Origin of the sequence: Janthinobacterium sp. 35, from assembly GCF_002754575.1 — a bacterium.
Taxonomy (GTDB): Bacteria; Pseudomonadota; Gammaproteobacteria; order Burkholderiales; family Burkholderiaceae_D; genus Janthinobacterium; species Janthinobacterium tructae.
Genome location: NZ_PEFN01000001.1, coordinates 535,776 through 549,080, shown reverse-complemented (window position 1 = coordinate 549,080; position 13,305 = coordinate 535,776). Strand labels below are relative to the sequence as shown.

At 64.2% G+C, this 13,305-nt stretch carries 8 protein-coding genes; all 8 read left to right on the top strand.

All coding sequences use genetic code 11. The annotated features are described in order from the left end of the window. Positions 1 to 147 precede the first annotated feature (147 nt). The 8 genes from CLU93_RS02470 (at position 148) to CLU93_RS02435 (ending at position 13,285) form a co-directional block, all read left to right on the top strand. The gene (locus CLU93_RS02470) at positions 148 to 1,431 is read left to right on the top strand and encodes a winged helix-turn-helix domain-containing protein (RefSeq protein ID WP_099759855.1); all 1,284 of its coding nucleotides are present in this window, start codon (positions 148 to 150) and stop codon (positions 1,429 to 1,431) included. Continuing rightward, entirely contained in the window at positions 1,428 to 2,420 is a 993-nt protein-coding gene (locus tag CLU93_RS02465; protein WP_099759854.1) for a DUF2804 domain-containing protein, read from the top strand. Before CLU93_RS02470 ends, CLU93_RS02465 begins: the two co-directional genes overlap by 4 nt. 116 nt (positions 2,421 to 2,536) lie before the next feature. Next, positions 2,537 to 5,203, top strand: coding sequence for a bifunctional acetate--CoA ligase family protein/GNAT family N-acetyltransferase (locus CLU93_RS02460; protein ID WP_180287788.1), 2,667 nt, complete (start codon positions 2,537 to 2,539; stop codon positions 5,201 to 5,203). A 105-nt stretch (positions 5,204 to 5,308) separates the two neighbouring features. Beyond that, entirely contained in the window at positions 5,309 to 6,001 is a 693-nt protein-coding gene (locus CLU93_RS02455) for a hypothetical protein (RefSeq protein ID WP_143451684.1), read from the top strand. A gap of 178 nt (positions 6,002 to 6,179) precedes the next feature. Beyond that, on the top strand, positions 6,180 to 8,771 hold the full coding sequence (locus CLU93_RS02450) for a DUF349 domain-containing protein (protein ID WP_099764198.1): 2,592 nt from the start codon (positions 6,180 to 6,182) through the stop codon (positions 8,769 to 8,771). After that, complete coding sequence (gene moaE / locus CLU93_RS02445) at positions 8,768 to 9,241, top strand: molybdopterin synthase catalytic subunit MoaE (RefSeq protein WP_099759852.1); 474 nt, start codon at positions 8,768 to 8,770, stop codon at positions 9,239 to 9,241. Before CLU93_RS02450 ends, moaE begins: the two co-directional genes overlap by 4 nt. Before the next feature lie 121 nt (positions 9,242 to 9,362). After that, positions 9,363 to 11,969 carry an ATP-dependent chaperone ClpB gene (clpB, locus tag CLU93_RS02440; protein ID WP_099759851.1) on the top strand — a complete coding sequence of 869 codons (2,607 nt, stop codon included), beginning with the start codon at positions 9,363 to 9,365 and terminating at the stop codon, positions 11,967 to 11,969. Between the two features lie 200 nt (positions 11,970 to 12,169). After that, positions 12,170 to 13,285 carry a polyamine ABC transporter substrate-binding protein gene (locus tag CLU93_RS02435; RefSeq protein ID WP_099759850.1) on the top strand — a complete coding sequence of 372 codons (1,116 nt, stop codon included), beginning with the start codon at positions 12,170 to 12,172 and terminating at the stop codon, positions 13,283 to 13,285. Positions 13,286 to 13,305: the final 20 nt, after the last annotated feature.

Genomic DNA, 13,305 nt, shown 5'->3' with positions numbered 1-13,305 from the left:
AATCATGGGGGCAATAAGAATCATTTACAATTGCACGCGTAGCATCCCAAAAAATATGTCGTCCCGGATCATGCGCAGAAGTTCTTAAGAGATTCTTAATAGCGATAAAACCTGCAAGTGTCACGCGGAATGCGGTATCTTTCAGCTATGCACAGCCCACACCAGCCCATTCCTTCCGACCTCCCCCCGTTATCGCTGGCCGCCGCGCGCGCCTTGCACCTGGCCGCGCAGGGTTTGCTGCAGGCGCGCCGCAAGAAAGCCGTGAAGGCCGACGTGCTGGCCGCCGTGCGGCAGATGGGCGTGCTGCAGATCGACACCATCCACGTGGTGGCGCGCAGCCCGTATCTGGTGCTGTGGAGCCGGCTGGGCGACTATCCGCAACCGTGGCTGGAGCAATTGCTGGCCGAGGGCGCGCTGTTCGAATACTGGGCGCATGAAGCGTGCTTCGTGCCTATCGAAGACTATGGCCTGTACCGCCACCGCATGCTGGATCCGGCCGCCATGGGCTGGAAGTATTCGGTCAAATGGATGGCCGAGCAGGGTGATGCCGTGGCGTCGGTGCTCGAGCACATCCGCGCCAACGGCGCCGCGCGCTCGGCCGATTTTGAACGCACGGACGGCAAGGCGGGCGGCTGGTGGAGCTGGAAACCGGAAAAGCGCTCGCTGGAGGTATTGTTTACGTCGGGCGTGCTGATGATCGCCAAGCGCCATCAGTTCCAGCGCTATTACGACCTCGCCGAGCGCGTGCTGCCCGGCTGGCACGATGGCTTGCTGCCGCCTGAAGAGCAGGTGCGCCGGCGCCTGCTGCTGGCCAGCGTGAAGGCGCTGGGCCTGGCGCGGGCCAGCTGGATCAGCGACTACTTCCGCACGAAACAAGCGCGCGCCAGCCTGGTGCACGATCTGCAGGCGCTGGTGGACGAGGGCGCGCTGCTGCGCCGCGCGGTGGCCGGCTGGGATGATGCCGTCTACGTGCATGCGGAGCATGGGCGACTGCTGCACGACGCGGCGGCCAGCAAGCTCTCGCCCACTCTGACGACGATTTTATCGCCGTTCGATCCCGTCGTGTGGGACCGGCGCCGCGCGCTGGAACTGTTCGGCTTCGATTACCGGCTCGAATGCTATTCGCCGGCTGAAAAACGCCGCTATGGTTACTTCACGCTGCCGATCTTGCGGCGCGGTGCGCTGGTGGGGCGCCTGGACGCCAAGGCGCACCGCGCGCAGGGGCGCTTCGAGATCAAGTCGCTGGTGCTGGAAGACGGCGTGCGCCTCAGCGCCCGCCTGGTGCAGGACGTGGCCGGCGCCGTGCAGCGCCTGGCGCTCTGGCATGCGTGTCCGCAGGTCGAGATAGCCCAGGCGCAGCCGGCAGCCTTCGGTGCGCAGCTGGCCGAGGCCCTGCACGACAGCGGCGCTGCCGCAAGGCGGGCCGCATGATGCTGCCACCGGCTCCTTCCTCCTTGCTCGACGCTGACGGCGTGCCATGTTTTGGCCGCTACACGGGGCAATTGAACGCCTTCGACTGGGCCGCGCTGGCGCCGCCGCACGCGCGCGGCGCCCTCTGGCGCCTGTTTCACCACAAGCGCTGGCATTACGTGGCCCTGTCCACGCCCACCCTGTTCTGCGGCGTGGCCATCGTCGACCTGGGCTGGACCAGCACGGCGTTCGCGTATGCCTTCGACCGCCACAAGGGCAAGATCGTGGCCAGCTTTTCGCAAGATGGCATCCCCGGCCTGTGCGCATCGGTGGCGCCGCACGCGGGCGCCAGCAGCCGTTTTCGCTTCCTCTCGCACCTGATCTCCATCGAGGCGCAGCCGCAGCAGCGCTACCGTTTGCGGCTCGATTGCGGCCATTTCGGCATCGATGCGGAATTCGGCCCGCCCGTGGCGCCGACCCTGCTGGCGATCGGGCCGGTGCCCGAAGGCGGCAGCGTGCATGCGACGCAAAAGTCGGGCGGCCTGCCCTTGTGGGGCAGCGTGCGCTGCGGCGCCATCGGCTACAGCCTGGACGACGACGTGGCCAGCTTCGACTATTCGAACGGCTTGCTGGCGCGCGAGACGGAATGGCGCTGGGCCTCGGCGCACAGCCTGGACCTGGGTTTCAACCTGCAGGCCGGCTATTTCGGCGCGCATGAAAACGCGCTGTGGCTCGATGGCCAGCTATATGCGCTGGGCCGCGCGCATTTCGACTTCAATCCCGACAACCCGCTGGCGCCGTGGCACGTATGGACGGACGACGATTTGCTGGACCTGCACTTCAAGCCGGAAGGGGCGCGGCGCGAAGACAAAAACCTGGTGATCGCCGCCAGCCGCTACATCCAGCCCATCGGTACTTTCAGCGGCTGGGTCCGCACCAGCGCGCAATCTCCCAAGCGCATCGTGGCGCAGCTGGCGGGCGTGACGGAAAGCCATCGCTCGCGCTGGTAGGCGCGCGCGGTTTTTTTGCGAAACGCGCCACAAGGTCAAGTTTTTTTGACGGCGCATCCTATACACTGGCGCAGCCACTCCGGCAATCCCGCTCCGGCAATCCATGAGGCCAGAACATGAGTATCCGTAATCTCGACAAGTTGTTCAAGCCGGCCTCGGTGGCCCTGATCGGCGCCACGGCGCGCGACCACAAGCTGGGCGCCATCGCCCTGGCCAATCTGCTGGGGGGCGGCTATCAAGGAGACATTTGGCCCGTCAATCCCAAGTACGACGAGCTGATGGGCCTGAAATGCTACCGCAAGCTGGCGCACTTGCCCAAGGCGCCGGACCTGGCCATCATCTGCACGCCGCCGGCCACCATCACGGCGCTGATCCGCGACCTGGGCGCGCTGGGCACGCGCGCGGCCATCGTCATGACGTCCGGCCTCGACCCCGTGCGCGAGCAGTCGCTGCGCCTGGCCATGCTGAAAGCGGCCAAACCGCATCTGCTGCGCATCCTCGGTCCCAACAGCATGGGGCTGCTGGTGCCGAAACTGGGCTTGAATGCCAGCTTCGCCCACCTGGGCGCGACGAGCGGCAAGATCGCCTTCGTGTCGCAATCGGGCGCGCTGGTGTCGGGCGTGCTCGATTGGGCCAACGCGCACGGCGTGGGTTTTTCCAAGTTCATTTCGCTCGGTGGCAGCTATGACATCGATTTCGGCGACCTGCTCGATTACCTGGCCGGCGACATCGACACGGCCGCCATCCTGCTGTACATGGAAGACATCCAGGCGGCGCGCAAATTCATGTCGGCGGCGCGGGCGGCAGCGCGCAGCAAGCCCGTCATCGTCCTGAAGGCGGGACGCGAGGCCGAAGGTGCCGCCGTGGCGGCCTGGCATACGGGCGCGCTGGCCGGCTCCGACGCCGTGTATGACGCGGCCATCCGCCGCGCCGGCATGCTGCGCGTGTATTCGGCCGAGGAACTGTTCGATGCGGTGGAAACGCTCACGCATATCCGCGCCCAGCGCGGCGAGCGCCTGGCGATTTTGTGCAATGGCGGCGGACTGGGCGTGATGGCCACCGATGCGCTGGTGGGTAGCGGCGGCAAGCTGGCCGAGCTGTCGCCCGATACCGTGATCGCGCTGGAAAAGGCGCTGCCACGCGGCTGGTCGCACGACAACCCCGTCGGCTTGCCCGGCGACGCGCCCGTGCAGCGCTATGTCGACGCCATCAAGCCGCTGCTCGACGAGCCGCAGGCGGACGCCTTGCTGCTGCTGCACGCGCCCACGGCCATGGTCTCGTCGATCGACATCGCCGAAGCCGTCACGCCGCTGATCAAGGCCACTTCGCGCACGGTGCTGTCGTGCCTGCTGGGCGGCACCACCGTGGCGCCCGCGCGCCAGGTCTTCAACCGCGCCGGCATTCCCACCTACGACACGCCGGAAAAGGCCGTGCATGGCTTCATGCAGATCGTGCAGTACCGGCGCAACCAGGAAACCCTGATGCAGGTGCCGGCGCAGCTGCCCATGTCGGCCACGCCGCGCCGCGCGCGCGTGCGTGAAATCGTCGCCGCCGCGCTGGCGGCCGGCCAGACGGTGCTGGGCGAGTGCCGCTCGAAGGAAATCCTGGCCGCCTACGGCATCCCGGTGGCGATTACGCGCATGGCGGCCGACGTGGAAGAGGCGCTGGCCGTGGCGGTGGACATCGGCTACCCGGTGGCGCTGAAAATCCATTCGCCCGACATCGCCCACAAATCCGACGTGGGCGGCGTGGCGCTCGACCTCGACACGCCCGACATCCTGCGTGCGGCCGCTGCCGCCATGCTCAAGCGCGTGCGCCGCATGCGCCCCGATGCGCTGATCGACGGCTTTACGGTGCAGCAGATGGCGCGCCGGCCGCAATCGCATGAACTGATCGTCGGCGTCACCACGGACGCCGCGTTCGGCCCCGTCATCCTGGTGGGGCAGGGCGGCATCGCCGTGGAAGTGACGGCCGACCATTCGATCGGCCTGCCGCCGCTGAACATGGTGCTGGCGCGCGACATGCTGGCGCGCACGCGCGTGTCGAAACTGCTGGCCGGCTACCGCAACCAGCCGCCGGCCGACATCGACGCCATCTGCTACACCCTGATCCAGGTGGCCGAGCTGGTGGCCGATATCGGCGAGCTGGCCGAACTCGACATCAACCCGCTGGTGGCCGACGCGGACGGCGTGATCGCCCTCGACGCGCGCATCCGTTTGCAACCGGGCCAGAAGAGCGACCGCCTGGCCATCCGCCCGTACCCGCAGGAGCTGGAAGAGCAGGTGACGTGGATGGGGCAATCCATTTTGCTGCGCCCTATCCGCCCCGAGGATGCGCCGCAGCACATGGACCTGTTCAATGCGCTGGACCCGGACGACGTGCGCCTGCGCTTCTTTACCTCCATGCGCGAGCTGCCCGTGTCGCAGCTGGCGCGCCTGACGCAGATCGACTACGACCGCGCCATGGCCTTCATCGCCACGCACACGGGCCCGGACGGCAAGCCGGAAACCCTGGGCGTGGTGCGCGCCGTGGCCGACCCGGACAATATCCACGCCGATTTCGCCATCGCCGTGCGCTCGGCCCTGAAAGCCAAGGGCCTGGGCCATATCCTGTTTGAAAAACTGGTCGACTACTTCCGCAGCCGCGGCACGGAAGCGCTGGTGGGCGAGGCGATGGCGCGCAACAAGGGCATGCAGCGGCTGGTGAAAAGTTTTGGCGGCGAAGTCACGCCATCGGAAGAGCCGGGCGTGGTCAACCTGCATATCGGCCTGCGCGCGCCCTGAAAGAAGGCGCTGCGGGTTTGTGCAGGATCAAACCCGACCCTGTCGGTAGTCTTTACACTTTCACTTCCAGGATCAGACATCCAGCGCATTTTCGGGAGTGAGTGCATGCTTACTGCAACATATATATTGGTTTCCCTGTCGGTGGAACAGGCAAGTATCCGCATGAGTTTGTTGGCATTTCAAAAATACATGCAGGTGCAACTGCGCCAGCAGAGCAGGCTGAGCCTGGCGCAACTGCAGTACACGGGCGACTGGCTGAACCGGCTGTACCAGGGCGGCTACTGGCGCAAGGTGGAGATGTATCTGATCCCCGCCATTCGCCAGGCCACGCCGCAGGCGGATGGCTTGCTTGACGGTTTGCTCAATGAGCTCAATGGCTTGAACCATGCGGCGCTGGAAAGCATCAATCTGGTGCAGCAGCGCGCGGGCGCCGCCTTCGAGCATTCCGAATTGCAGGCCGGGCAGCTGTGCGCGGCCATCGACGCCTTTTGCGTGGCCTTGCTGCAGCGCCTGGAAAAAGAAGAGCGCGAACTGTTCGCGCTGGCGCGCAAGGTCATCGTGGGCGAAGCGTGGTTTGCCATCGCCTATCAGTTCCTCGCCCACGATGCGCGCGCGCAGGAAGCGCGCCGTGGCAAGGCGCAAGTGCTGCCCTTTGTTTTGCCCGTACCTTTGCCAGCGCCGGGCACGCCTGCTGGCGCCGCTGACACCGCGGGCATCGCCGGCATCGCCGGCACCTCGGCGGACGATGCCTTGGCGGCCTTGCCTGTCATGCAGCAGCCGCTGCGTGCGCAGGCTTGAGCGGGTAGCGAGCGCCCACCCCGTCCGCCCGTTTGCACCGGCTGCGCGCCCCTGATTTTGCGCTGGCGCCAGCCAGGAAGAAATCTTGTGTTAGTCATTTGGTAACTTGTACAGACCTGTCCGATGCAATACCCCGGGCTTTGTTATGATGGTGGTTTTGATCCACGCGAAACCCGTCATGTTCGAATTTCTTTTCAAGCGTTCTGCCAGCAAGCCTTCCGCACCAGACCCTGTCGTGGCAGAACAGGCCGCCGCCTCGGCGCAGAGCGCATCGCGCCGCGCCGAACAGGTTGCGCGTGCCCATGCCGTGGCGGGCGACGAAGCCGCCGCCTTTGAATTTATTGTTTCCAGCGAATTTGCCGATGCCCGTCTGATCGCCGCTGAACACGTGCATGCCTTGCCCCTGTTGGAAAAAGTCCACCAGGCCATGCGCAACACGGACCGCCGTGTCGCCAAGCTGATGCAGGGTCGCATCGACCTGATCCGTCATCAGGCGGCGGAAACCCAGCGCGCCCAGGCCAGCATCGCCACGGCCCAGCGCCTGTTGAATGATGACAAGCTCAGTCCCAACCAGGTCGCCGAGCTGGACCGCCAATGGCAAGTCATCAAGGCCACGCCAGAGCTGGAGACCGCCTTTACGGCCGCGCGTGCCGCGCTGGCCGCGCGCCTGGAAGCGCAAGTGGTATTGCAGCGCGCCGTGATCGACGCCGTCGCCGCCGCGCGCGCGCTGGCCAGCAATGGCCAGTCCGCCGGGGAACTGGCGCAGGCGCTGGCCCGCCTGGATGCGGAACATGCGCAACATGCGCAATCGCCCGAGCGCGGCTCCTTGCCGAAACACCTGGAAAGCGATTTTATCCAGGCACGCGAACAGGCGCAGTCCGCCTTGCAAGCGCTGCAGCAGCACCAGGCCGTGTTCGACGCGCGCCAGGCCGCGCTGGCCGAATGGCAGGCGCAGGACGCCGCCACCCTCGACGTGGATACCCTGAAACGCGCGTGGCAAGCCTTGCCGCGCATGCCCGAGTCGCCGCTGTCCGACAGCCTGCAGCAGCAATTTGCGGCCCTGCTTGCCAGCGCGCCGGCACCCGTGCAGGCGGCAGCGCCAGAGGCCGCAGCGGCCCATGCCGAGCCTGGACCTGGACCTGTGTTGCGCAAGCCGCGCCAGGAACATGCGCCCGTGTCGAAAGAAGCGACGCAGCAGTTCTTCACGGTGCTCGACGCCATGGAAGCGGCGCTGCAGGATGGCTTGCTGCACGTGGCGTCCGAGCATGACAAGACTTTGCGCGATAGCAAGCACGGCCGTTTGACGCCGGCGCAAGCGGACCGCCTGGCCCATGTCCGGGCAGAATTCAAACGCCTGGCAGACTGGGCCCGCTGGGGCGGCAACGTGTCGCGCGAGGAACTGGTCAAGGCGGGCGAAGAATTGCCGGCACAGGAACTGCCGATGGCCGAGCTGGCCAAGAAAGTGGGCAGCCTGCGCGAGCGCTGGAAGTCGCTCGATACCTTGTCCGGCCCGGCGCCGAAATCCCTGTGGGAACGTTTCGACGCCGCCTGCAGCCTGGCGTACGCGCCGGCGGCCCAGCATTTCAAGCAACTGGCCGAAGAGCGCCACGGCAATGCGGCCAAGGCCCAGGAACTGATCGCGGAAACGGCGGCCCTGGCGGCCGAAGAGAGTACCGACTGGAAACACGTCGCTTCCGCCTCGCAGCGTTTGCGCCAGGCGTGGACGCGCCTGGGCACCATTGACCGCAAGGAAAAGAAACGCCTGGATACGGAGTTCGGCGCCGCGCTGGATGCCCTGTCGAAGCCGCTCGATACGCAGCGCCAGATCGAGACGGCGCGCCGCGAACAATTGATCGTCGAGGTGGGCTTGCTCAAGCCATCGGAGCGCAACACGGTCGACATGCTGAAAGCCTTGCAGGACAAATGGCAGGAACTGGCGAAAGCCCTGCCGCTGGAGCGCCGCGCGGAACAGGCGCTGTGGCAGCGCTTCCGCGCCGCCTGCGATGATATCTTCTCCAGGCGCAAGGAAACGGCCCACGCGGCCGACCACGAGCGCCGCGAACACCTGCATGCGCGCGAAGCGCTGTGCGCCAGCCTGGAAACGGCCGTCGTGCCCGAGGGCGACGACAAGGCTCGCACGGCCTTCATCAATCACTTGCTGCGCGACACGCGTGCCGCCTGGAATGCCACCGGCCCCGTGCCGCGCGCCAGCGAAGCGAAGATCGAGCAGCGTTACCAGGCCGCTGTGGCTGGCGTGCAAGCGCAAGCGGATGCCATCGCCGAGCGCGCTGGTGCGGCCCAGGCCAACGCCCTGCGCGACAAGCTGCGCCTGGTGCAATCGCTGGAAACCGCACTGGCCGATGGCGACGCTGGCGCCGACGCGCAAGCGTGGAGCGAACGCTGGAGCGCCTTGCCAGCGCTGGACACGCAATATGAACGCAGCCTGCAGCAGCGCTTTGCCGCCGCGCAGGCGGCACTGGGCGAGGGCAACGCCGCCTACGTGCAGCAATTGCAGGCCAACCAGGAGCGCTTGCGCGATGAAGTGTTGCGCCTGGAAATCGTCGCCGGCGTCGATAGCGGCGCCGAATTTGCCCGCGATCGCCTGAAAATGCAGGTGGAGGTGTTGCAATCGTCGCTGAAATCGGGCCAGAAGCCGCTCACGCAAGCGTCGCAGCTGATGCAACTGTGCGCGATTGCCGCTGCCACCGATGCGCGTACGGCCAGCCGTATCGAAACCTTGCTGCGCCGTATTGGAGGCCATGCCAAATGAGCACTTCCGTCCGTGTCCAGCAAGCCGATTTTGACCTCAGTCAAGAAATTGCACAATTGCGTGCAGGCAACCCCAAGGTGGGCGCCGTCGTCGGCTTTGTCGGCACGGTGCGCGACATGAACGAAGGGCTGGACGTGGCCGCCATGGAACTCGAGCACTATCCGGGCATGACGGAAAAGTCCATCGAAGCCATCGTCGAGCAGGCGCGGGGCCGCTGGCCCCTGTCTGGCGCGCTGGTGATCCACCGTGTGGGTCCCTTGCTGCCGCAGGAGCAGATCGTGCTGGTGGCCGTCTCGTCCGCCCACCGGGGCGAGGCTTTCGCCGCCTGCGAATTCATCATCGACTACCTGAAGACGGAAGCGCCGTTCTGGAAGAAGGAAGACACGCCGGAAGGCGCGCGCTGGGTCGATGCGCGCGACAGCGACGAGACGGCGCTGGACAAATGGACGACAAAAGCACCCGCCATTTGAGGTGTTTCTGCCGCACACGCCAGCATTTGCAAGAATGCATCAGTTTTCTGTTTTGTGTATGCTTGAAAAGTACTGCCTCACCCCAATTTGGTTAACAACTAATTAACCGGGAGCGCTTTTCATGCGACAAGACAAACTCACTACCAAATTACAGGAAGCCCTGGCCGATGCGCAAAGCTTGGCCGTGGGTAACGATAACCCCTATATCGAACCAGTCCACCTGCTGACGGCCCTGTTGAACCAGGACGACGGCGGCGCCCGTTCGCTGTTGCAGCGGGCCGGCGTCAATGTGGGCGGCCTGTCCAAGGCTTTGGGCGCCTCGATCGAACGCTTGCCGAAGGTGTCGGGCACGGGCGGCGACGTGCAGGTCAGCCGCGAATTCGTGGCCTTGCTGAACCTGGCCGACAAGGAATCGCAAAAGGCGGGCGACCAGTTCGTGTCCAGCGAAATGGTCTTGCTGGCCATGACGGAGGACAAGTCCGACTGCGGCAAGCTGGCGCGTGAAAACGGCCTGACCCGCAAGGCCCTGGAAGCGGCCATCGACGCCGTGCGCGGCGGCAACAAGGTCGATTCGCAAGAGGCCGAAGGTCAGCGCGAAGCCTTGAAAAAATACACCCTGGATCTGACGGAGCGGGCACGCAAGGGCAAGCTCGACCCTGTGATCGGCCGCGACGATGAAATCCGCCGCACCATCCAGATCCTGCAGCGCCGCAGCAAGAACAATCCCGTGCTGATCGGTGAGCCGGGCGTGGGCAAGACGGCCATCGTCGAAGGCCTGGCGCAGCGCATCGTCAACGGCGAAGTGCCCGAGTCCCTGAAAGGCAAGCGCGTGCTGGCGCTGGACATGGCCGCTCTGGTTGCCGGTGCCAAGTTCCGCGGCGAGTTTGAAGAACGCCTGAAGTCCGTGCTGAAGGAACTGGCCATGGATGAAGGGCAAACCATCGTCTTCATCGATGAGATGCACACCATGGTGGGCGCGGGCAAGGCCGACGGCGCGATGGATGCTGGCAATATGCTCAAACCGGCGCTGGCGCGCGGCGAACTGCACTGCGTGGGCGCCACCACGCTCGACGAGTACCGCAAGTACATCGAGAAGGATGCCGCGCTGGAACGCCGCTTCCAGAAAGTGCTGGTCGACGAGCCGACCGTGGAGGCGACCATCGCCATCCTGCGCGGCTTGCAGGATAAGTACGCGCTGCACCACAAGGTGGAAATCACGGACGCGGCCATCATCGCCGCCGCCGAGCTGTCGCACCGCTACATCACCGACCGTTTTTTGCCCGACAAGGCAATCGACCTGATCGATGAAGCGGCGGCGAAGATCAAGATCGAGATCGACTCGAAGCCGGAAGTGATGGACAAGCTGGAACGCCGCCTGATCCAGCTGAAGATCGAGCGCGAAGCCGTCAAGAAGGAAAAAGACGAAGCATCGTTGCGCCGTCTGGGCCTGATCGAGGAAGAGATCGTCAAGCTGCAGCGCGAATACAACGACTTCGAGGAAATCCTGAAGGCGGAAAAAGCCGTGGTGCAAGGCAGCACGCACATCAAGGAAGAGATCGAGAACGTCAAGCTGCAGATGGAGCAGGCCACGCGCGAGAGCAACTGGCAGAAAGTGTCGGAGCTGCAATATGGCAAGCTGCCGCAGCTGGAAGCCCAGCTCAAGCAGGCTGACAGCGGCATCCCGAAACGCGATCCCGACCAGCCGAAACTGCTGCGCACGGAAGTGGGCGCCGAGGAAATCGCCGAAGTGGTGTCGCGCGCGACGGGCATCCCCGTGTCGCGCATGATGCAGGGCGAGCGCGACAAGCTGCTGCATATCGAAGAGAAGCTGCATGAGCGCGTCGTGGGCCAGGATGAGGCGATCACGGCCGTGGCTGACGCCATCCGCCGCTCGCGCGCCGGCCTCTCCGACCCGAACCGTCCATATGGTTCCTTCATGTTCCTGGGACCGACGGGTGTCGGTAAAACCGAGCTGAGCAAGGCGCTGGCGACCTTCCTGTTCGATACGGAAGAATCGATGATCCGCATCGACATGAGCGAGTTCATGGAGAAGCATTCCGTGGCCCGTCTGATCGGCGCGCCACCCGGCTATGTGGGTTACGACGAGGGCGGTTACCTGACGGAAGCCGTGCGCCGCAAGCCGTACAGCGTGATTTTGCTCGACGAAGTGGAAAAGGCGCATGCCGACGTCTTCAACGTGCTGCTGCAAGTGCTCGACGACGGACGCATGACGGATGGCCAGGGCCGTACGGTGGACTTCAAGAATACCGTCATCATCATGACCTCGAACCTGGGTTCGCATAAAATCCAGGCCATGGAAAGCGATGATCCCGGTGTCGTGAAGCTGGCCGTGATGGCCGAGGTGCGCTCGCACTTCCGTCCCGAATTCGTCAACCGCATCGACGAAATCGTCGTGTTCCACGGCCTCGACGAGAAAAACATTGGCGCCATCGCGAAGATCCAGCTCAAAATTCTCGAAGAACGCCTGGCGCGCATGGACATGCAGCTGAGCTTGACGGACGCGGCACTGCAGCAAATCGCCGAAGCGGGCTACGACCCGGTGTATGGCGCCCGTCCTTTGAAACGGGCGATCCAGCAGCAGATCGAAAATCCGCTGTCGAAGCTGATCCTGGAAGGCCGTTTTGGCCCGAAAGACGAGATCCGCATCGACGCCCAGAACGGCAACCTGGTGTTTTCGGGTGCGCAAGTGGGGCTGGACAAGGTGTAATTTTTACCCCAACGGCGAAAGGCTGGGGTCGGACCCTCAGGGGGCATGTGCCACAATGTGGCGCATGCCGATTCCGGAGGAACCGACCCCGATCTTCGCTTTTGGGTTGAATCTTAGCAAGGGCGCGATCAGGCTAGACCTGATCGCGCCCTTCTTGCTATCATCGTCACTATTTTCTGACTAATTCCGGAGGCGGTACGATGGCAAACACATGGCAAGCAGGGCGGCGCATTGGAGTGGGATTGGCCTTGGCGGCGGCCGCGCTGGCATTGCCTGCCCATGCTCAGGAAGAAAAAGTCCTGAACATCTATAACTGGTCCGACTATATCGGCGACGATACGATCAAGAATTTTGAGAAGGAAACGGGCATCAAGGTTCGCTACGACGTTTTCGACAATAACGAAATCCTCAATGCGAAACTGGTGGCGGGCAAGTCCGGCTACGATATCGTCGTGCCGACGGCCCAGTGGGCGCGCCTGCAGATCGATGCGGGCCTGTTGCGCAAACTCGACAAGAGCAAGCTGACGAACCTGGGCAACCTGGACCAGAACCTGCAGGCCAAGCTGTCGAAGATCGACCCGAACAACGATTACCTGGTCGACTGGCTGTGGGGCTACACGACGGTGGGCATCAACGTCAACAAGGTCAAGGCCGCGCTGGGCGGCATGCCCATGCCAGACAACGCCTGGGACCTGATCTTTGACCCGAAATACGCGGCCAAGCTGAAATCGTGCGGCGTGTCCTTCCTCGACTCGCCGTCCGAAGTGCTGCCGGCCGCCCTGCAATACCTGGGCAAGCCCGCGTACTCGAAAACGGCTGGCGACTATCAGGAAGCGGGCAAGGTACTGCAAGCGATCCGCCCCTACGTAACCCTGTTCAGTTCGTCAGGCTACATCAACGACATGGCCAACGGTTCCGTTTGCGTCGCGCTGGGCTGGTCGGGCGACATCAATATCGCGCGCCAGCGCGCCATCGATGCGAAAAACGGCAATGTGATCCAGGTGCTGGTGCCGAAGACGGCCGCCCTGATGTTCGATACCATGGCCATCCCCGCCGACGCGCCGCATCCGAACAATGCGCACCTGTTCATCAACTACATTTTGCGTCCGCAAGTACATGCCAGCTTGAGCAACAAGGTGTTTTACGCGAATCCGAATCCGGCCAGCATCAAGTATGTACGCAAGGATATCGGCGAGAACAAGGCCATCTTCCTGTCGGATGCCGACAAGCAGCGCATGGCGGCGCCAGAAGCGACCACGGCCGATATCCGCCGCTTGATGACGCGCATTTATACGAAGTTCAAGACGGGAGTGTAAGAGGAGGGTGTCATAGCGGA